This is a genomic window from Luteococcus sp. Sow4_B9 (assembly GCF_052116585.1).
Lineage (GTDB): Bacteria > Actinomycetota > Actinomycetes > Propionibacteriales > Propionibacteriaceae > Luteococcus.
In genome coordinates this window covers 13429-32677 of sequence record NZ_JBQKKT010000006.1, presented here as the reverse complement: position 1 = coordinate 32677, position 19249 = coordinate 13429, and the positions used below count along the sequence as shown (strand labels likewise).

Genomic DNA, 19249 nt, shown 5'->3' with positions numbered 1-19249 from the left:
AGACAGAGTTCGCCTGCATCGGGACTGGCCATCCGGCCAACCCGGACGCCTCGCGCATTTTGGGCCCACAACTGGCTGAATGACTGTCAGGTCTGACGGCGCAAATGGTTCGCAGGCCCCTGGCTCCCCATCCCACAAGGGAAATCCCGGCCCGGACACGGATCGGTCATGACGGCGTGGACACTCGCCAATCGTGCTCGCTCGTGCACTAGGTTCGGCACATGCCGGCCTGAACGAGCCGGCCCTCAACCCCACGGAGGAGAACCCATGCACAGTCGCATGATGTCCGGCCTCGCAGCCACCGCCCTGGTCGCCTCGGGCCTGTGCGCAGCGCCTACGCAGGCCCGTGCCGCCGATCCAGACCTTGGCCGCATGAGTGACTACATCAAGGCCGCAGAACGCAATGAGGGCGGCAAGGTCGTCGCCAACCGCTGGCTGGTCCAGGTGGAAGGCGTCGTGACCGCCCAGGGCGGCAATGCCGGCAAGGCCCAGGATGCCCAGAAGCAGGTGGCCGCCGCCGCCAAGCGTGCGGGCGTCAAGATGAAGCAGAACCGCTCCTACACCCGCACCTTCAACGGCATGGCCGTCACCATGGACACCGCCCAGGCGGAGAAGCTCGCGCGCGTGCCCGGAGTCAAGGGCATCTACCCCGTCATCCAGGTGGACCGTCCGGTGACGCCCGGCACGAAGACCAGCCCGTCGATGGCCACCGCGGTGAACCTGACCGGCGCCGCGATCGTCCGCGACGACCTCGGGCATGACGGCGAGGGCATCAAGGTTGGCGTCATCGACTCCGGCATCGACATCGACCACCCGGACTTCGGCGGCAACGGAACCAACGGCTCCACCACCTTCCCCACCGCCCGCGTGCAGTACGGCTATGACTTCGTCGGTGACGACTACAACGAGGAGAAGGCCGGCAGCCTGCCCGTCCCCGACGCCATTCCCGACGACTGCGGCGGCCACGGCACGCACGTGGCCGGCATCATCGGCGCCGACGGCGACCCCGCCGCGAAGGGTGTCACGGGCGTCGCCCCCAAGGTGACCTTCGGCGCCTACCGCGTCTTCGGCTGCGACGGCCCCACCTCCAGTGAGGTCATCCTGGCGGCCATGGAGCGCGCCGAGGCCGACGGCATGGACGTGGTCAACATGTCCCTGGGTGCCGGGATGATGACCTGGCCCGACTACCCGACGGCCGTGGCCGCCGATGCGATGGCCGACCGCGGCACCATCGTCGTGGCCGCCGCTGGCAATGACGGTGAGGACGGCGTCTTCACCGCCGGCGCGCCCAGCGTTGGCAGCAAGACCATCGCAGTTGCCAGCTACGACAACTCCCACGTCACCCAGTGGGCCATTCGCCTGCAGGCCAATGGCAAGCTCTACGGCTACACCGCGGCCGACGGCGTGGAGGTGCCCCGTACCGGCAACCTGCCGGTCGTCTCCCTCGGTGAGCCGGGCACGCCGCAGGCCCAGGGGTGCGAGCCCTACACCGACGAACAGAAGGCCCAGGTGGCTGGCGCTGCCGTGCTTGTCCAGCGCGGCACCTGCACCTTCCACCAGAAGGCCGCCAATGCGCAGGCCGCTGGCGCTGCAGCCGTGCTGCTCTACAACAACGCCGCCGGCACGCTGAATCCCAGCGTCGAGGGCACCCCGGAGATCACCATCCCCGTCGTGATGCTCAGCCAGGAGGCGGGCACCGAGATTGCCCAGCAGCTGGCCAGCGGCAATGTCATGGAATGGACCAGTGAGACCACCGCAGCCGAGGATCCCAATGGCGGCCGGATCTCCTCCTTCTCCAGCTGGGGTGTGGGCGCTGACCTGAGCCTCAAGCCCGATTTCGGCGCCCCCGGAGGCAACATCTGGTCCACCTACCCGCTGGAGAAGGGCGCCTACACGTCCATGTCCGGCACCTCGATGGCCACCCCGCATGCCGCCGGTTCCATCGCGCTGCTGCTGCAGGCCCGTCCCGGTCTGAAGGGCAAGGCGGAGAAGGTCAAGGCCCTCCTGCAGAACACCGCCGACCACGACGCCCTGTTCAGCCTGGCCCCGGATGCCGGGCTCAAGGAGATGGTGATCCGCCAGGGCGCCGGCATGATGCAGCTCGACCGCGCCCTGCTGACCCAGCAGCATGTCACCCCGAGCAGCATCAGCCTCGGCGAGTCCGAGGCCGGCCCGGTCACCGTCACCCTGAACCTGCGCAATGACTCCAAGCGGCCGACGGTGTACACCTTCGCCAATGAGGGTTCGGTTGGCAGCGTCGGAACCAGTGACCCGTCCTTCGACGTCCTCGACGCCCAGGTGGATCTGCCCAAGCGCGTGGTCGTGCCGCCGCGCAAGACCAAGAAGGTGGAGGTGACCATCACCGCACCGGCCGATGCGCCCAATGGCTACATCTACGGCGGATGGATCGTCGCCAGCTCCGCCACCGGCGCGACGCTGAACGTGCCCTACATGGGCATGGCCGGCGACTACCAGGCCGTCGACGTGCTGAATGCCCCAGACGGTTCCACGCCGTGCCTGGGCGAGATGGTGGGCCCGAAGGATGCGCGCAAGCCGGTCTGCCTGCCGGAGCAGGAGGGCCTGTCCTTCTCCATGGCTGAGGACAACCAGCCGATGCCGGTCTTCCGCCTCGAGTACCCCACCGAGAAGGTGCAGATGGTGGTGCATCGCGCCAATGCCGATGGCTCCCAGGCCGAGTTGGTGGGAGTTGCCGCCGAGTTCGAGCACGAGGGACGGGTCGTCGGTGACGTCGGCCTGGCCTGGGACGGCTCCTACCTGACCACCGGCAGTGCCCCATACCGGGCGCGGGTGGCCGCTGGCAGCTACATCCTGGAGATAAAGGCGCTGCGGGCGCTGGGTGACGCCGAGAATCCCGAGCACTGGCAGTCCTGGACCAGCGCGCCGTTCACGGCCCGATTCGACGCCAAGGCCCCTGCCCCGGGCGGCGACCAGGTGGATCCGCTGGCGCTGCAGCGCGTCGGACAGTGAATTCCTGATCCCACGCCTCTAGGGGGGGTCCTGCCAGTGGGCAGGACCCCCCTTCTCGTCGTTCTGGCAGGGGCAGGAAAGTTGCTCTGAGCACGGAACTCGACCCGTGGGCGGGGCCGGTCGGTAGGACGGAACCCGTCGACTCCGGGCGCGAGCACAGTCGGTAGAGTTCACGGTGGAACAGTCGCAGGATGGCTCAGGAGGCCCCATGTTGGACGTTGCAGTGGTCGGTGCCGGTCTCGCCGGTCTCAGCGCCGCAGTGAAGCTGGTCGAGGCGGGCCAGGACATCGTCGTCCTGGAGGCCCGCAGCCGCGTCGGCGGCCGACTGGAGAATGTCGTGGAGCACGGCACGGTCCTGGAGATGGGAGGCCAGTGGGTCTCGCCGACGCACGAGCGGGTGCTCGGCCTGGCGCACGAGTTCGGCCTGCAGCTGGCGGATCCGGCCGAGGGCGCCGCCGTGGTCCGAGTATCCGGCAGTTCCCGTCAGGTGCCCACCAGCAATGACATCGAGGACCACCTCACCCCCTTCGAGATGGCCGATCTGGGTCAGGGGCTGATGCGTTTCCGGCGCCTTGCCGAGCGTGTCGCCAAGGACGCCGCCTGGTGCAGCGCCAACACTCGCTGGCTGGAGCAGGCCGTCGCCACCTGGGCATCGACCAATCTGCGCACCCCCGGTGCCCGCGACTGGTTCGACCGCGTCTTCGAGAGCTCGATGGGCCGCTCGGCGGAGGATTCGACGCTGATCGAAGGGCTGCGCAAGGTCAACGACGGTGTGGACATGGAAGCCCTGATCTCCCTCAACGGCGGCGCCCACCAGCAGCGTGTCGTCGGTGGTGCCGCCCTGATCTGCGAGCGCCTGGCGGAGAAGCTCGGTGAGCAGGTCCGGCTGGGGGCGGTGGTCACCAAGGTGGCCCAGTCCGACGAGTCGGTCGTGCTCACCCTGGCCGACGGATCGACGGTGGAGGCTCGTGAGGCGATCACCACGTTGCCCCCGCGCCTGCTGGAGAAGGTGGACTTCGAACCGGCCCTGCCACAGTGGCGTGCCGACGCCGCCAGCCAGATCCCGCCGGGCAATGTCATCAAGGCTGCCCTGGTCTACGAGTCCCCGTGGTGGCGCCGCGCAGGTCTGTCCGGTCAGCTCGGCTCCGACCAGGGCGTCATGCGCGTCATCCTGGACAACTCCAACCCGGAGGACAAGCAGGGCGTGCTGATGGGCTTCTTCGAGGGCGCCGAGTCGTCGGGTGTTGGTCAGCGCTCGGCCTTCCTGCGTCAGCGCGCGATGGAGGAGACCGTGAAGGCGGCCTTCGGCGCCGACGCCCCCGAGCCCCTGGGCTACATCGATCGCGACTGGAGCCGCGAGGAGTTCACCGGCGGCTGCCACGGTGCCCACTTCGCCCCCGGCGTGTGGACCAGCACGGGCCCGAGCCTGGCCGCCCCCGAGGGCCGGGTTCACTTTGCCGGCGCCGAGTACGCCAATCGCTACAACGGATACATGGAGGGCGCCGTGCTCTCCGGCGAGCAGGTGGCCGCCCAGCTCCTGGATTGACGGAGCGGCCCTGGCGCCGGCGGGCTCGGGTAGGTACCGGCCACTGGTCCCGGTTTCCAGGCCCAGCCACCGGTCCCGCCGCCAGAAACAGATGCATGGGCGGTCTCCAGTGCAGATACTGCACTGGAGACCGCCCATGCATCTGTTTCCGGCGGCCTTGGGGGCGCGGTCGGGGTGGCCTCAGGCGTGAGCGCGCTCCAGTCGGTCCAGGATCTCCGTCAGCACGCGGTGCACTTCCGCCGGGTCATCGCCCACCTCGGACGCCACCCGGACGGCGTTCACCGCGGCCAGTGCCTGCATCCTTGGTTGCCACGGGGGGCCGGGCGTGACAGCTGATTCGGCACGAGCCACCAGCGCGTCAACCACCCCCACCTCCAGGGTCCGCTCCACCCCGTACAGCAGCGGCGCCACCTCCGGTCGGTTGGCCACCAGCTGCGCCCGTCGTCGCCACATCTCCTCGTCGCGCGTCGTGACATGGCAGAGAGTCTGGGCGACCAGACGACAGGTCTCCCACTGCGGCTCCTCGGCCGGCCGGTCCGCCACCAGCTCGGCGATTCTCTCGACGAGCACTTCTGCCACCCCCGTGAGCGCAGCCTCCTTGGTGGGGAAGTAGTTGAAGAAGGTGCGCGGTGACACTCCCGCTGCCCGGGCGATGTCGTCGGTGGTGACCGCGGTCAAGCCGCGCGCCGTCACCAGATCCAGCGCCGCCCCGTGCAGGGCCAGGCGCGTCTGACGCTTCTTGCGCTCTCGCGCGCCCAACTCGGACTCGGGCTCCTCGACGGGCAGGCTCGTTGTCCCGGGGGCGCTGGGCTGCCCAGGGGCGTGCGACATGGGGTCATCGGCCATGGGAATAATCTTGCAGTAACTGCAAGTTGTTGTCACCAGGGATGAGCTCGCGCGGCCCTGCGTCGCGCGCGGCCATCCGCCTGCACCCCAGCCTCGCGCCCACCCAGGGAGTTCCATGTCCACCACCACCGCCCCCTCGGAGGAGCGCTTCGAAGGCCTCGGGCCGCAGAACAAGCGCATCTTCATCGGCCTCATGCTCGGCATGTTCGTCGCCTCGATCACCCAGACCATCGTCGGGCCCGCCATGCCGCGCATCGTCGCCGAACTCGGCGGCATGGACCACTACTCCTGGGTTGCCACCGCCACCATGCTGGTGGGTGCCATCACCACCCCCATCGTCGGCAAGCTCTCGGACCTGTACGGCCGCCGCAGCTTCTACCTGGGCGGCCTGCTCGTCTTCATGCTGGGCACCCTGCTGGCCGGGCTCACCCAGAGCTTCGGGATGTTGATCCTTGCCCGCGCCATCCAGGGCCTGGGAACCGGCACGCTGATGCCGCTCAGTCAGACCATCATCGGAGACATCATCCCCCCACGTCAGCGCGGAAAATACCAGGGGATGATGGGTGCCGTCTTTGGCATGAGCTCGGTGGCCGGTCCGCTGGCGGGCGGCTTCATCACCGACCACTGGGGTTGGCGCTGGCTCTTCCTGGCCTCGCTGCCGGTGGGCATCGCCGCCTTCGGTGCCATCTTCCGCTTCCTCCGCCTCCCGCACGAGAAGCGTGAGACCAGCATCGACTGGCTGGGCATGGGAACTCTCTCCGCCGCCCTGGTCTGTCTCCTGCTGCCCACCTCCATGGGCGGCACGACGTGGGCCTGGGACAGCCCGTTGGTGATCGGACTGTTCACCGCCGGGGTGTTGCTGACGGTCGCCTTCATCATGGTGGAACGACGTGCCGTGGAACCCGTCATCCCGCTGCGTCTGTTCAAGAGCTCGCTGTTCACCCTCAGCAATCTGGCCGGCTTCCTGATCTCGCTGCTGATGTTCGGCGCCCTGATCTACATTCCCGTCTACGCGCAGGGCGTCCTGGGCGTCTCCGCGACGAATTCAGGCCTGATCCTGATGCCGATGAACCTGGCACTGATCGGACTGTCGATCATCGGCGGCCTGTTGGTGAGCCGCACTGGCCGCTACAAGGAGTTCATGCTGGGTGGCGTCCTGATCATGGGCATCGGCTTCTGGCTGCTCACCCGGCTGGGCGTCGACTCCAGCCAGATGCAGCTCACCATCGCGATGACCGTCTTCGGTCTCGGGCTGGGACTGTGCATGCAGCAGTACACCTTGGCCGTGCAGAACACCGCCTCGCAGCGCGACTTGGGCGTCGCGACGGCCGCCACGCAGTTCTTCCGCAATGTCGGCAACACCGTCGGCATCGCCGTCTTCGGCACCATCATGACCACCCAGTTGAAGACCGCCGTCCCGCGTCACCTGCCGCCGGAGATGGCGGCGCAGATGGAGGCGAGCGGACAGCAGGTGTCCACCGGCAGTGTGCTGGATCCCGAAGCGCTGGCCGCCATGCCGCCCGTGGTGGCCCAGGCGATCCGAGCGGGTCTGGCCGATGCACTGCACACCGTCTTCGTGATCGGCCTGCCGCTGACCGTGCTGGTCTTCGTGGTCAGCCTGTTCATCAAGGCCGTGCCCCTGCGCGACACCGTGCTGACGGCGGACCAGGCCGGTGCCGAGCTGCTGGACACCATGGGCAACTCCAATGCCAATGACCCGCGTCTCCCGCTGGGCCGACTGTCCGGGGCCACCCGCTCCGGCGAACGACTGCTGGGACTGCAGTTGGAACTCATTGCCCAACAGGCAGAGCGCGACGACCGACCTCTGCTGCGCAAGGCCATCACGGACCTGGGCGACGGCAACTACCATGACGGGATCTGGATCCTGAACCAGACCGGGCGCCTGCTCACCACGGAGAGCAGTGACGAGGTGGTGGAGCTGGAGAAGTACGGCGTCGAGGTGGCCCACCGCGCCAGCCGCAAGGGCGGCATCCTGGGTGAGGAGCTGCGACGCGAGCTGGCCCTGCGGGCCGCCCAGATGACCCGGGCCAACGACGAGCACGTGCTGACGGGGGCCGAGCCAACCGTCGCCGAGCGATTCGAGGCGGTTGACATCAGCCGGCTCCGGGAAGCCTCGCATGACCTGGTCAATGCCCTGATGATCGATCTGGGGGACGGACCGCGCACCGGCCGTCGGGCCGCAGATTCCGGCGACCAGGTCGACGGAGCTGCCCGCACCCATCGGCTCAACTGACCCGATGGGTGCGGTGGGTGATGCAGGCGCAGGGCCATCAGATGGCCGCCGGGCCCTGTTCTCCGGTCCGGATCCGGATCACTTGCTCAACAGGGGTGATCCACACCTTCCCGTCGCCCACGGAGCCGGTCCTGGCGGCCCGGCAGACCACCTCGGCGATGCCGCTCGCCTCGTCGTCGTCGGCCAGGATCTCCAGCTTCACCTTGTCCGTGAAGTCGATGGTCACCTGCTCGCCACGATAGAGCTCCTGGTGGCCCCGCTGCCGGGCATAGCCGCAGACCTCGGTCAACGTCATCCCGTTGATGCCGTGCCGGTGCAGCTCCACCTGCACGGGCTCAACTGCGTCGGGCTGGATGATGGCGGTGACGAGTCTCATGCGGAGACCTCCTGGGTGTCGTTGTGCTGGGTGTCGTTGTGTTGGGTGTCGTTGTGTTGGGCGTCAGCGGGTGCCTCGACGGGAACCACGATCGAGCGACGGTAGGACGAGTACTGCACCCGGCTCAGGTCATAACCGCTCTCGGCATGCTCGCCCAGATCGATGCCATTGCGCTCCGTGTGCGCCGAGACCCGCAGTCCGATGGTGCGGTCCACCACCTGGGCGATGACCCAGCTGACCACCAGACCCGGGATGAGCACGGCCAGACCTCCGATGACCTGGCGCACCAGCTGGTCGGTGCCGCCGCCCATCAGCAGGCCCGCATGCCCGTCGGTGAGTTCGGTGGTGGCGAACAGGCCGGCGGCCACCGTTCCCCACAGGCCGCCCACCAGGTGCACGCCCACCACGTCGAGCGAGTCATCCAGTCCGACGACGTGCTTCCAGCGGATGGCCCAGGCGCACAGGGAGCCGCTCAGGGCACCGATCACCAGGGCCCCGACAGGTGTCACGACCGCTGCGGCCGGAGTGATCGCCACGAGGCCGGCGACGATCCCGGAGGCGGCGCCAAGGCTGGTCGGATGGCCGTCGCGCACCTGCTCCGTGACCAGCCAGGCCAGCAGGCCGGCGGCAGGCGCGGCCAGGGTATTGATCCAGACGTGCGCGGCCAGCTGTCCCGCGGCAAGGGCGGAACCCGCATTGAAGCCGAACCAACCGAACCACAACAGACCGGCCCCGAGCATCACCAGGGTCAGATTGTGCGGGCGCATCGGCGTGCTGCCGAAGCCGATCCGTGGTCCCAGGACGAAGGACAGCGCCAGAGCCGCGGCGCCCGCATTGATGTGGATCGCGGTGCCTCCGGCAAAGTCGAAGGCGCGCACGTCATTGGCGATCCATCCGCCCTGGGAACTGACCAGCCCATCAATCGCGAAGACCCAGTGGGCGGCAGGGAAGTAGCACAGCGTCACCCACAGCCCGCTGAAGGCCAACCAGGCGGTGAAGCGCATCCGGTCGGCGACGGCGCCGCTGACCAGCGCAACGGCAATGATGGCGAAGGCCGCCTGGAAGCCCGCGAATGCCATCGCGGGAATCTGGTGCCCTGCGGCCCGACGGCCAGCTCGGTGACGCCGCGCATCCCCGCGAACTCCAGCGGATTGCCCACGAGTCCGTGCCAGGACTTTCCAAAGGTCATGGAGTATCCGTAGAGCACCCACAGGACACCCACCAGCCCCATCGAGGCGGCAGACATCATCATCATGTTGAGCACGGTCTTGGAGCGGACCATGCCTCCGTAGAAGAGGGCCAACGCCGGGGTCATCAGCAGTACCAGACTGGCGCTGACCAGGACCCAGGCAGTGTCGGCTGCATTGATCTGTGTCATGGGAGGAAAGCCTGCGGCACGCTGATTTCGGCGGTGTTGTGCTCGTGTTACGGGGCCGTTTCGGTTCCGCGGCTGGCCGGATGTGCCCGAGTCCCAAAGACCCCCACGTCCCAAACCGGCCCGAGTCCCAACCCCCGACTCCCGCTCGACCCCCGCCAGAAACAGATGCATAGGCGGTCTCCAGTGCACATACTGCACTGGAGACCGCCTATGCATCTGTTTCTGGCGGTCGGGTGGTGGGGAGCGGTCGGGTGGTGGGGAGCTGGCGGGTGGTGAGGAGCTGCCGGTCGGCGCAGCCAGCATCAGCAGGTGCAGGGGGTGACGTCAAGGGTGTCCAGATGAAGATTCGTTAATCCTGCCTTCATGGGGGCGTCATTGTCTCGTTGTGTGGTGGATGCTGAAGGTTTCCAAACATGGCAGCCCAGAGGAACACAAGCCCATAGGGGCACAGGGGGAATGACGATGGAGGCAGCGGAGCCGGCGCCGCTACGGGTGGTCTTCTACTCACACGACGCACAAGGGCTGGGGCACTTCAGCCGGAACACGGCTCTGGCCCAGGCACTCGCCCGCTGGCTGCCCGAGCTGACCGGACGCCCAGTCACCGGCCTGCTCCTCAACGGCGTCCCGGAGAGTGATCCGGCAAACCTGCCCGAGGGCTTCGACGTGGTCACCCTGCCGGCAGTCTGCAAGCAGGGCCGCGACTACGATCCCCGTCGACTCGACCTGAGCCTGGACACCGTCACCTCACTGCGCAGCGACATCATCCGGGCCACACTGCGCTCCTTCGCGCCTGACCTGGTCATCATCGATCGGCACGCCCTGGGCATCGACGGGGAACTGCTGCCAGCCCTGCAGACGCTACGCCGCGAATACCCCGGGGTGGCGCTGGTGCTGGGGCTGCGCGAAGTGCTCGACGACCCACAGGCCACTGCCCGGGAGTGGACGCGCGTCTCGCCGGGCCAGGTCCGCAATCTGTACGACGAGATCTGGGTCTACGGGGACCAGGCGGTCCATGACCTGCGTGCCACCGGCGAGCTTCCCCGGGAGCTGCACGAGCTGGTGCGTTTCCAGGGCTATCTCGCCATCGGCCGCTCCACGAAGGAGCTGGAGTGCGACCTGGAGAAGCCCTATCTGCTGACCACCACCGGGGGTGGTTCCGACGGATTCGACCTGTGCATGGCAGCCGCCAGGGCCAAGGTTCCACACGGTTACCGCCAGGTGCTGGTCACCGGCCCGCAGATGCCCGACGAGCAGTTCCAGCGGGTCGTCCAGGCCGCTCGCAAGCGGACCCTGGTGATGCGCCAACTGCCGGACGTCGCTGGCCCGCTGCACCACGCCGAGGCGGCCATCACGATGGCGGGCTACAACACCGCCACCGAGGTGCTGGCCACCACCACCCCGGCCCTGTTCGTGCCGCGCGAGTGGCCCCGCACCGAACAACTGATCCGCGCCGAGGCACTCGCCGGGCAGGGGGCCGTCGACGTCCTCCGCCAGGAAGAGCTGTCGCCCGACGCCATCAGCCAGTGGTGGCACGGGGCCCTGGGCGCCCGCGCGGATCGCACCCACCTTGCCCTCGACGGTCTGCAGACCGTTGCCCACTCGGCAGCGGACATCGTCGCCCGCCGGAGAAACCAGGAGGAATCCCTTGTCAGCTGAACGCATCGCCTATGTGGTGAAGGTCTATCCGCGCTTCTCGGAGACCTTCGTCGTCACCGAGATCCTTTCCCGGGAGGCCGACGGGGAGGACATCGCCATCTATGCCCTCAAACCCACCGGGGACTCCCGCTTCCACCCGCAGCTCGCCCAGGTCCAGGCGCCGGTCACGCACATCCGACGCCCCTACAAGCTGAGCATGGAATGGGATGTCATCCGCAGGGGGCAGGAGCAGCTTCCGGATTTCGGGGCTCGCTATGGCGAGCTGATGCCCTTCCTGGTGCAGATGGAGCCCAGTGAGGTGGCCCAGGCCGTGGATCTGGCCCTGCGCTGGAAGGCCGACGGGATCACCCGCGCCCACGTGCACTTCGCCAACATCGCGGCCCGCTGCACCGCGGTGGCCGCCGCACTGGTCGGCATCCCGTTCAGCGTCACGACGCACGCCAAGGACCTCTTCCACGACGAGGTGGACCCGCAGGTGCTGCGTGAGGTCCTCCACCGCGCCAGCCACGTGATCGCGATCAGCGAGTACAACCAAACCTTTCTGCTGGCGCAGGTGGATCCGGCCCTGGCCAGCAAGGTGGTGTTGGTGCGCAATGGGCTGGAGCTCCCGCGCTTCAACTACGTCGATCCGGACCCGGTGCATGATCCGCTGCGCGTGCTGGGCGTGGGGCGCCTGGTGGAGAAGAAGGGCTTCAACCACTTCGTCGAGGCAATCGGTGAACTCGTCGACACAGGGCTGCCGGTCCAGGCGCGCATCGTTGGGGAGGGGGAGAAGCATGACGAGCTGCGCTCCCAGATCACCGAGGCCGGTCTGGACCAGGTAATCACCCTGCTCGGCGCGCGCAGCCAGGCCGAGCTGGTGGACGAGATCGCCTGGGCTGACGTGATGGCCGCGCCGTGCATCGTCGGTTCCGACAACAATGCCGACGGTCTGCCCACGGTGATCCTGGAGGCGATGGCCAGCGGCCTGCCGTGCGTGGCCACCGACGTCACCGGAATCCCGGAGGCACTGCACCCGGCCGGAGATGGCCAGCAGGCCACGGGAATCCTGCTCTCCAAGGATCCCGCCGGGCTGTCGTCGCGGCTCGCCGGTGCGCTGCGCCAGGTGGCCGATCCGCAGTGGCCGCGGGTGGAGGTGGCCCGGGCCGCCCGGGCCCTCGTCGAGGAGAAGTTCGACACCCGTAAGCAGGCGCGCCTGTTGTCCACCCTCACCACTGGAGGTGTTCTTGCATGATGGCCCCGGAAGAGATCTTCGAGCAGGTCCCGCAGCAGCCAGCGGGCAGGGTGACCAGCGTCGCCTATGTCTGCGTCGATCCTGGTATCCCGGTCTTCGGCACCAAGGGGGCCAGCGTGCACATCCAGGAACTGGTGCGGGCCTGGCGCGAGCGCGGCGCCCACGTGCACGTCTACTGCGCCCGACGTGGCGACGACGTGCCCTCGGACCTGGCCGACCTGGAGGTCACCGAGGTGAAGGTGCGCGGCAAGGGCGCCGAGCGGGAGCCCGGTCAGAAGCAGGCCTCGCAGCAGATCGCGGAGTTGGTCAAGGCCGGTGGCCATGACCTGGTCCACGAGCGCTATTCGCTGTTCAGCCAGGTGATGGCGCAGGTGCGTTCCGCGCAGCCAGACCTGCCCACCGTGCTGGAGGTGAACTCGCCCTTGATCGACGAGCAGCGCACCCATCGTGAGCTGATCGACGTGCAGGGAACGTACACCGCCCTGGCTCGCCAGTTGGACGCCGCGGATGTGGTGGCCTGTGTCAGCGAACCCGTCGCCCAGTGGGTGCGGGATCGTGCCGCCGAGGCGGGGGCGGAGCCGGGCGCCGTCGTCGTCACCCCCAATGGCGTCAACACCAACCGCATCACGGCAGTGGAGCCTGATCTCTCGGGCCCGGGCGTGGTTGTCTTCGTCGGAACCCTGAAGCCGTGGCACGGCACGGAGCACCTCTTCACGGCAGCCACGCTGGCCCGGGAGCCCTGGCGGCTGCGGATCGTCGGCGACGGGCCGCAACGAGAACAGCTTGAGGCTCTGGCCGCCGAGCACCAGCTGGATGTGGAGATGGTCGGCGCAGTGGCACCACAGGACGTGCCCGGGCACCTGGCGGGTGCACTGGTTGCCGTGGCGCCCTATCCGGCCTCCGACGACCACTACTTCTCCCCGTTGAAGGTCTACGAGTACAGCGCCGCCGGCCTGCCGGTGGTGGCCAGCCGGATCGGTGAGATCCCGCAGGTGGTGCTCGACGGGCAGACCGGGGTGCTGGTGCCTCCGTCGGATCCCGCAGCGCTGGCCGCTGCGATCGACGCGCTCGTCGCCCGGCCGGAGCGCGCCCGGCAGCTGGGCCGCGCGGGGCGGGATCTCATGGAGCGCCAGCACTCGTGGGCGCACGTGCTGGCGGCCACCCTGGCGCCATTGGAGGGGCGCCTGTGAAGCTGCTTGCCCTGCCGCGGACCTCCGTCAGGACGCCTCGTTCTGCGGAGGAGCCGACGCCCTTCCAGCGCACCCTGGGTTTGGTGAAGCCACACCTGGGTGGCCAGACGCGCCTGATGGTCCTGGCAGCCGTGCTGCTGCTGGCCGAGGTGGCCATGCGCGTGCTGGAACCGTGGCCCACCAAGTTCGTGATCGACGCGGTGAGCCGCAGCCTGGGTGCAGACCTCAACGCGGGTGGACCGGTGGCCACCCCCAGGGTTCTGCTGCTGTGCGCCCTGGCCACCGTCGCCCTGGTGGGGCTGCGCGCCCTGTTCAACTACGGGGCCACCGTGGCGTTGGCGCTGGCCGGCTCCCGGATCGCCACCCAGCTGCGTGCCCGGGTCTTCGACCATGTGCAGACCCTCTCCCGCGCCCAGCACACCAAGGGGCGCTCCGGGGATGTGGTGCAGCGGCTGGTGGGCGACGTCGGCAAGCTGCAGGAGGTGGCGGTGACCGCCGGAATGCCGCTGGTGGTCAACATCGTCACGCTGTTCACGATGCTGGGCGTGATGCTGTGGCTGGATCCCATCCTGGCCGGCGTCGTGGTGGCGACGATCCTCTGTTTCTGGCTGTTCTCGCGCAACAGCGGCGGCAAGATCACCCGGGCCGCCCGCAAGACACGTCGCAGCGAGGGAGACCTGGCCAACATCGCCCAGGAGACCCTGGGGGCGATGACCCATGTGCAGGCCTACAACATGGAGCGTGAGCGGTCCGAGCACTTCGGCGGTTCCAACCTGAAGTCGCTCAAGGACGGTGTGAAGGCCCGACGACTCGCCGCCGGCCTGGAGCGCCGCACCGACGCCCTGGTGGGGGTGGCCACGGCGACCGTGCTGTGGCTGGGTGGCATGCGCACCATGCAGGGTGCCATGACCCCCGGAGACCTGGTGCTGTTCACCACCTACCTGAAGACGTCGATGAAGCCGCTGCGGGATCTGGCCAAGTACACCGGACGCATCGCGCGGGCCAGCGCGTCGGGGGAGCGGGTGGCGGACCTGCTGGACCAGGAGCCGGAGATCGTCTCACCAGCCAGTCCGGTGCCGCTGACCCGGGTGCGTGGCGAGATCACCCTGCACGACGTGCACCTGTCCTACACCGACGGCATTCCGGTGCTGCGCGGCGTCGACCTCAACGTCAAGCCCGGCGAGACCGTCGCGGTGGTGGGGCCGTCCGGTTCGGGCAAGTCGACCACCATTTCGCTCCTGCTGCGGTTGATCGATCCCGACCAGGGCAGTGTGCAGCTGGACGGCATCGACGTGCGCGACGTGGCACTGTCGCAGCTGCGCTACCGGCTGGCGCTGGTGCAGCAGGAGGCGTCGCTGTTCACCGGCACCATCGAGGACAACATCCGGCAGGGCCGTCCCCACGCCAGCGACGAGGAGGTGGCGCAGGCCGTGCGGCTGGCCCGCGTCGACGAGTTCACGGACCTGCTGCCCGACGGGCTGCAGACGGAGGTCTCGGAACGGGGCAGCAGTCTTTCGGGCGGCCAGCGACAGCGGATCAGCCTGGCCCGGGCCTTCCTGCGCAATGCACCGGTGCTGCTCCTCGACGAGCCCACCACCGGTCTGGATCCGGAGAATGTCGTGTTGGTCAACCAGGCCATCTCGGCCCTGGCCCGGGGACGCACCTGCGTGCTGGTGACGCACGATCGGGACACCGCGATGCTGGCTGATCGGTTGGTGCTGATGGAGGCGGGACGGGTGGTCTGGCAGGGGCAGCCGAAGGACGCTCCGTGGGACCGGGTGCTCGACGACGAGCAACCGGGCGAGGTGCAGGAGATCGCTCATGACTGATCCGCAGAACCGGGCGCAGCTGGCGCTGTGCCCACCGGCCAACGCATCGATGTCGGCCGATCCGACGCTGCAGCTGCTGCTGGACGAGCAGCGGCTGCGTGGGATGGTCCAGCGCCCCGTGCGAGCCGTGCGCGTGCGCCCCAAGGCGAGGGTGGGGCACCAGGCAGCCCTGGTGGGCCCCGACGGGCAGCCCTGGGGCTGGATCCGAGTGCTGGTGGGGCGATCCCGCGAGAAGCAGGACAAGTTGTTGACCCGCGCACGTCGTGGCGCCGGGGCAGCCCAGGTGGGCAGTCTGATCCTCGGAGAGCTCGACGCCTCGGTGCTGTGGGGGCCCTGGTTCACTGACCCAGCCCTGGTGAAGAGTCTGGAAAGGATTCGTCCGTCAACCGCCCCGGAGGTCTCTGGCCTGCAGGTCCTGCGCCACAATCCGGGACGACGTCTGGTGCTGCGCGACGGCAACCAGGTGTGGCGGGTGACCTCCGATTCCCACAGCCGTTCGGTTCAGGTGGCGACGCAGTTGTTGAGCCTGGGTGTGCCGGTGAATGCCCCCGTCGAGGTCTGCGACCGTGACGCTGTGCACCTCTCCCGGTGGCCCTGGCTGCCGGGCCGTGACCTGGGACAGGCTCCCCAGGTTTCGGAGCTGTCAGGAGCCGGGGGCGTTCTGGCCCAGCTGCACGAGCTGCCGGTGGGTCCGCTCGTCGACGTGCTGGACGGGTCGCCCAGAGGCTGGCGGGAACAGATGTTGGCGGTGGACCAAGCGGTTGCCCAGCTGCACGAGGTCGCCCCCGGGCTGGGGGCCCGCGCCCAGGAGCTGCGGACCGCGCTGCCCCGATGGGTGCCTGCGAGCCGCGACGTGGTGGTGCACGGCGACCTGTCCCTGGACCAGTTCCTGGCCGGGGCGGACGGGTCGGTCCATCTGGGCGACCTGGACCGGGTGGCGCTGGGGCCGGTTGAGGTGGACCTGGCGAGCCTGCGGGCCGTTGCGCTGCTGTTGGAACACGACATCGACCCGCTGCTGCAGGCGTGGGCGGACACGGTGCAGCAGGAGCTGTCGGTGTCGCTGGCTGGGCTCGCCCCGTGGACCGCTTCCAGCCTGCTGCAGCGCTGCTCCCAGTACTGGCGTTCCCGCGACGCGCAGTGGTCCGAACGCACCAGTCGCCTGTTGGAGTTGGCCGCGCAGGAGCTGCGTCACGATGCCCGGGGAGGATCCTGGCGGGTGCCGCACCGAGTGCAGGGATGCGGCGACGCGGTCACCATCACGCGCGCCTGGCCGGACAAGATGCGAGAGCACCCGACGATCGCCGTCGAAGGTCGGGATGCCACCGGCACCCTGAGGGCCGCGCGCCTGGACACGACGGGGCGCGCCCGGCTCCTGCCGCCCGGGACGGATCGTCGACTCCCCGCGCTGGAATCGGCGTCGAGCCGGGGCGAACTGGTGGTGCACCGCGCAGGGAAGCGGGCCGTGCTGGCCTGCCCCACCCGGGAAGCGCCGAGCAGCTATGTGAAGGTGGTACGAGCCGGTCAGGGCGCCGGGGTGGCTCGCGCCGCCGAGCACGGCGCCCGCGTGGCCGCGGCGGTGGGTCTGGCCGCCCCGTCGGTGCTGGCACACGGCGACGACACCGTCACCATGTCCGTCTTGGCGGGAGTGCCGCTGCACGGTCTGTCCACCGACCCCCGTTGGGAAGGGATCTGGCAGGAGTGGGCCCAGCGGTGGCAACTCCTCCAGCAACTGCCCGTCGACGGGGCGTTGCCGGTGCACGGCTGTGCCGCGGAAGCTGGTGTGCTGCGCACTTGGCAGACCCGCTGCGCGCAGACCGGACTCCTGGATCACACTCCGTGGCCGCGGCGGATGGCCGAGCTCGCCGACGAGCTGGCGGCGGCTGGAGACCGTCGGCTGGTCACCGCCCATCGCGACCTGCACGACAAGCAACTCCTGTACTCCAGCCAAGGTCTGGGAGTGCTCGACTTCGACACGGTCAGCCTGGCCGCGCCCGAGCTGGACCTGGCCAATCTGGCGGCACATGCGAGCCTCCGCGAGGCCCAGGGCTTGTGGGGGCAGGAGGCGGCGCTGGTTGTGACCAGGGCGGCCCAGCAGGTGGCCCGGGCGATGGACATCACCGAGGACCGGTGGCGCCGGGCCGAGCTCGCGACCGTGGCCCGGTTGGCCGGTGTCTACGCCTTCCGTCCCCAGTGGCGCACGCTGGTGCTTGACTGGGCGGAGCGCTGCTGGGGCTGAGCCCGGGCCTGGTCCTCCCCGGCCCCGTCGGCGAAATCAGTTGCCGACGCGTCGGATCTGGGTCAGCGACACCGTCTGGTCATCGGCCAGGTCCTGCCAGCTGCCCTCCAGCGTGAACTGGGTGAAGGTGCCCGTGGGGAACCAGCAGCGCATGTCGTCGGCGGCCTTGGCATCGGCCACCCAGCTCAGTTCCGAGGCGAGGCCGGGGATGCCGGGGGCGTGCCCGATCACCAGCAGGCCGGTGATCTCGTCGTCGATCTCGCCGATCCGCTGCAGGATCGTCTGGTCACCGCTGTTGTACAGCGCGTCCATGTACTCCACCGGCACGTCCAGGCCCAGCTGCTCGAAGGTCTCCCGGGTGCGGGCCGACGTGGAACACAGCACGTGCTGGATGCCCAGGCCGGCCAGTTCCAGACCGGCCATCCGGGCCTCCTCACGGCCCGCCGCGCTGAGCACGCGCCCCTTGTCCCCATCGGCCGACCAGCCCTCGGCGGCCGCATGACGCATCAGAACCAGTGTGCGGGTCATTGCTTCTCCTCCTGCTTGACCGCCACCATCAGGTCGCGGTGGATCGACGAGTCCACCCGGTGGCCGAACCGCAGCCACTCGGGGCCCTCGCACGGGGTGAGTCCGTTGGAGACCATCATGGCCGCCAACTCCTCGCGCGGCAGGCCGTAGGTATTCCAGCTCACCCCCAGCGCGCCGCCGGCCTTCAGCTGGCTGGCCCAGATGGGCAGAGCCTCACCCAGCAGTCCGGCGGGGGACCGGTCACGCTTGCCGGCGACGCCCCGCACGTCGCTGCTCTGGTGTGCGCCGTGCACGATGCCGTAGGGGGCATCGGTGACGATCGCGTCGAACTTCTTCTTGCCGTACAAGTACTGCGACTGGCGGGTGTCGCCGGTGAAGACGGTCATCTCCAACTTCTCGCTGACCAGTTTCGCGTCGAAGCGACGGCCAATGCTCTTGCCCTCCCTGCGCACGGGGGTCATGTCGGCCGTGTGTTTGATGCGCTTTCGGCGCAGCCAGGTCTTGAGGTAGGCGCTCATCTGCTCGACGGACTTGGCGTCGCCCTCGACGCCGTAGCCGTGGTGGCCCAGCATCCACGCCACCATCAGGGTGGTCCCTCGCCCGGTCAGGGGGTCCAGGATGGCCAGCGGTCCCTGTGCGGCCTTCGGGTTCAGATTGGTGTCGATGCTCGCAACCGTCACGTTCAGCAGCAGCCGGGTGAACTGTTCGTTCGTCTTGCCCGGGTACTTGGGAATGGTCACCAGGTCGTCGGAGAGGTTCAGGCAGTCGGGCAGGGCGACGGGCCGCAGCAGCTCCCCCTCCCGCTGGAAGAGCGCAAGCGCGGCGGACTGGCGAGCCAGTACCGCCAGCTGTTCGTCGGCGAGTTCGTCGGACTCGAAGGAGAGGTATTCGACGCCGGCCACCTGCGCGGGATTCACCTGCGCCACGAAGGGCGCGCTGATCGTCAGCTCGGCCGCGGCGAGTTCGGTGGACTCACCCGCATAGACTCGGTTGGCGGACGGGGCAAGCAGCATCAGGTGGGTTGGCACCGGGTCATTCTGTCACCTTGGTTCGTCGATTCCCCGCTGACGTGCTGGTCCACGCCTTGTCCATCACGCCATGTCCACTCTCATGTCCATCACGCCGTTTCCACTTCGCCCGTCTGTCCGTCCTGCCCGCCGCGACGGGTTGAGGCTCGGCGACCTGCAA

14 protein-coding genes are annotated in these 19249 nt (G+C 68.8%); 8 read left to right on the top strand and 6 right to left on the bottom strand.

The annotated features are described in order from the left end of the window. The first annotated feature begins 267 nt into the window (after positions 1-267). Both ACTQ49_RS05625 and ACTQ49_RS05620 read left to right on the top strand, forming a co-directional pair. Positions 268-2988, top strand: coding sequence for a S8 family serine peptidase (locus tag ACTQ49_RS05625; RefSeq protein ID WP_441826871.1), 2721 nt, complete (start codon positions 268-270; stop codon positions 2986-2988). Positions 2989-3196: 208 nt separating this feature from the next. Next, positions 3197-4534: a flavin monoamine oxidase family protein gene (locus ACTQ49_RS05620; RefSeq protein WP_441826870.1), complete on the top strand. Its 1338-nt coding sequence runs from the start codon at positions 3197-3199 to the stop codon at positions 4532-4534. 180 nt (positions 4535-4714) lie between these two features. Here the strand turns inward: ACTQ49_RS05620 and ACTQ49_RS05615 are convergent, their stop codons facing one another. Beyond that, positions 4715-5380 carry a TetR/AcrR family transcriptional regulator gene (locus tag ACTQ49_RS05615; RefSeq protein ID WP_441826869.1) on the bottom strand — a complete coding sequence of 222 codons (666 nt, stop codon included), beginning with the start codon at positions 5378-5380 and terminating at the stop codon, positions 4715-4717. Between the two features lie 115 nt (positions 5381-5495). On the opposite strand from ACTQ49_RS05615, the gene ACTQ49_RS05610 reads away from it, so the two are divergent. After that, positions 5496-7634, top strand: coding sequence for an MDR family MFS transporter (locus tag ACTQ49_RS05610; protein WP_441826868.1), 2139 nt, complete (start codon positions 5496-5498; stop codon positions 7632-7634). A 37-nt stretch (positions 7635-7671) separates the two neighbouring features. Here ACTQ49_RS05610 and ACTQ49_RS05605 read toward each other — a convergent pair whose 3' ends face one another. The 3 genes from ACTQ49_RS05605 to ACTQ49_RS05595 are packed head-to-tail and all read right to left on the bottom strand — an operon-like array spanning position 7672 to position 9388. Continuing rightward, positions 7672-8010, bottom strand: coding sequence for a P-II family nitrogen regulator (locus tag ACTQ49_RS05605; protein ID WP_441826867.1), 339 nt, complete (start codon positions 8008-8010; stop codon positions 7672-7674). Next, entirely contained in the window at positions 8007-9089 is a 1083-nt protein-coding gene (locus tag ACTQ49_RS05600; protein ID WP_441826866.1) for an ammonium transporter, read from the bottom strand. The genes ACTQ49_RS05605 and ACTQ49_RS05600 overlap by 4 nt, the downstream gene beginning before the upstream one ends. Continuing rightward, the gene (locus tag ACTQ49_RS05595; RefSeq protein ID WP_441826865.1) at positions 8972-9388 is read right to left on the bottom strand and encodes a hypothetical protein; all 417 of its coding nucleotides are present in this window, start codon (positions 9386-9388) and stop codon (positions 8972-8974) included. The genes ACTQ49_RS05600 and ACTQ49_RS05595 overlap by 118 nt, the downstream gene beginning before the upstream one ends. A 456-nt stretch (positions 9389-9844) precedes the next feature. Between ACTQ49_RS05595 and ACTQ49_RS05590 the strand changes: the two genes are divergently transcribed. The 5 genes from ACTQ49_RS05590 to ACTQ49_RS05570 are packed head-to-tail and all read left to right on the top strand — an operon-like array spanning position 9845 to position 17533. After that, positions 9845-11044 carry a glycosyltransferase family protein gene (locus tag ACTQ49_RS05590; protein ID WP_441826864.1) on the top strand — a complete coding sequence of 400 codons (1200 nt, stop codon included), beginning with the start codon at positions 9845-9847 and terminating at the stop codon, positions 11042-11044. Continuing rightward, complete coding sequence (locus tag ACTQ49_RS05585) at positions 11034-12278, top strand: glycosyltransferase (RefSeq protein WP_441826863.1); 1245 nt, start codon at positions 11034-11036, stop codon at positions 12276-12278. Before ACTQ49_RS05590 ends, ACTQ49_RS05585 begins: the two co-directional genes overlap by 11 nt. Further along, positions 12275-13468: a glycosyltransferase family 4 protein gene (locus ACTQ49_RS05580; protein ID WP_441826862.1), complete on the top strand. Its 1194-nt coding sequence runs from the start codon at positions 12275-12277 to the stop codon at positions 13466-13468. The genes ACTQ49_RS05585 and ACTQ49_RS05580 overlap by 4 nt, the downstream gene beginning before the upstream one ends. After that, entirely contained in the window at positions 13465-15297 is a 1833-nt protein-coding gene (locus ACTQ49_RS05575; protein ID WP_441826861.1) for an ABC transporter ATP-binding protein, read from the top strand. The genes ACTQ49_RS05580 and ACTQ49_RS05575 overlap by 4 nt, the downstream gene beginning before the upstream one ends. Beyond that, complete coding sequence (locus tag ACTQ49_RS05570) at positions 15290-17533, top strand: hypothetical protein (protein ID WP_441826860.1); 2244 nt, start codon at positions 15290-15292, stop codon at positions 17531-17533. Before ACTQ49_RS05575 ends, ACTQ49_RS05570 begins: the two co-directional genes overlap by 8 nt. A gap of 36 nt (positions 17534-17569) precedes the next feature. On the opposite strand, the gene ACTQ49_RS05565 is transcribed toward ACTQ49_RS05570, so the two are convergent. Next, positions 17570-18061 (bottom strand): SixA phosphatase family protein, encoded by a 492-nt coding sequence (locus ACTQ49_RS05565; protein ID WP_441826859.1) that lies wholly within the window; start codon positions 18059-18061, stop codon positions 17570-17572. Next, positions 18058-19074, bottom strand: coding sequence for a TRM11 family SAM-dependent methyltransferase (locus ACTQ49_RS05560; protein ID WP_441826968.1), 1017 nt, complete (start codon positions 19072-19074; stop codon positions 18058-18060). Before ACTQ49_RS05560 ends, ACTQ49_RS05565 begins: the two co-directional genes overlap by 4 nt. Positions 19075-19249 lie beyond the last annotated feature (175 nt).

Excerpts from the sequence above, each read along its gene's own strand:
- ACTQ49_RS05595 (WP_441826865.1), bottom strand. The coding sequence starts at position 9,388 with ATGACACAGATCAATGCAGCCGACACTGCCTGGGTCCTGGTCAGCGCC.
- ACTQ49_RS05580 (WP_441826862.1), top strand. The coding sequence starts at position 12,275 with ATGATGGCCCCGGAAGAGATCTTCGAGCAGGTCCCGCAGCAGCCAGCG.
- ACTQ49_RS05560 (WP_441826968.1), bottom strand. The coding sequence starts at position 19,074 with ATGCTGCTTGCCCCGTCCGCCAACCGAGTCTATGCGGGTGAGTCCACC.
- ACTQ49_RS05565 (WP_441826859.1), bottom strand. The coding sequence starts at position 18,061 with ATGACCCGCACACTGGTTCTGATGCGTCATGCGGCCGCCGAGGGCTGG.
- ACTQ49_RS05610 (WP_441826868.1), top strand. The coding sequence starts at position 5,496 with ATGTCCACCACCACCGCCCCCTCGGAGGAGCGCTTCGAAGGCCTCGGG.
- ACTQ49_RS05615 (WP_441826869.1), bottom strand. The coding sequence starts at position 5,380 with ATGGCCGATGACCCCATGTCGCACGCCCCTGGGCAGCCCAGCGCCCCC.
- ACTQ49_RS05600 (WP_441826866.1), bottom strand. The coding sequence starts at position 9,089 with ATGGCATTCGCGGGCTTCCAGGCGGCCTTCGCCATCATTGCCGTTGCG.
- ACTQ49_RS05590 (WP_441826864.1), top strand. The coding sequence starts at position 9,845 with ATGACGATGGAGGCAGCGGAGCCGGCGCCGCTACGGGTGGTCTTCTAC.
- ACTQ49_RS05620 (WP_441826870.1), top strand. The coding sequence starts at position 3,197 with ATGTTGGACGTTGCAGTGGTCGGTGCCGGTCTCGCCGGTCTCAGCGCC.
- ACTQ49_RS05625 (WP_441826871.1), top strand. The coding sequence starts at position 268 with ATGCACAGTCGCATGATGTCCGGCCTCGCAGCCACCGCCCTGGTCGCC.
- ACTQ49_RS05570 (WP_441826860.1), top strand. The coding sequence starts at position 15,290 with ATGACTGATCCGCAGAACCGGGCGCAGCTGGCGCTGTGCCCACCGGCC.
- ACTQ49_RS05605 (WP_441826867.1), bottom strand. The coding sequence starts at position 8,010 with ATGAGACTCGTCACCGCCATCATCCAGCCCGACGCAGTTGAGCCCGTG.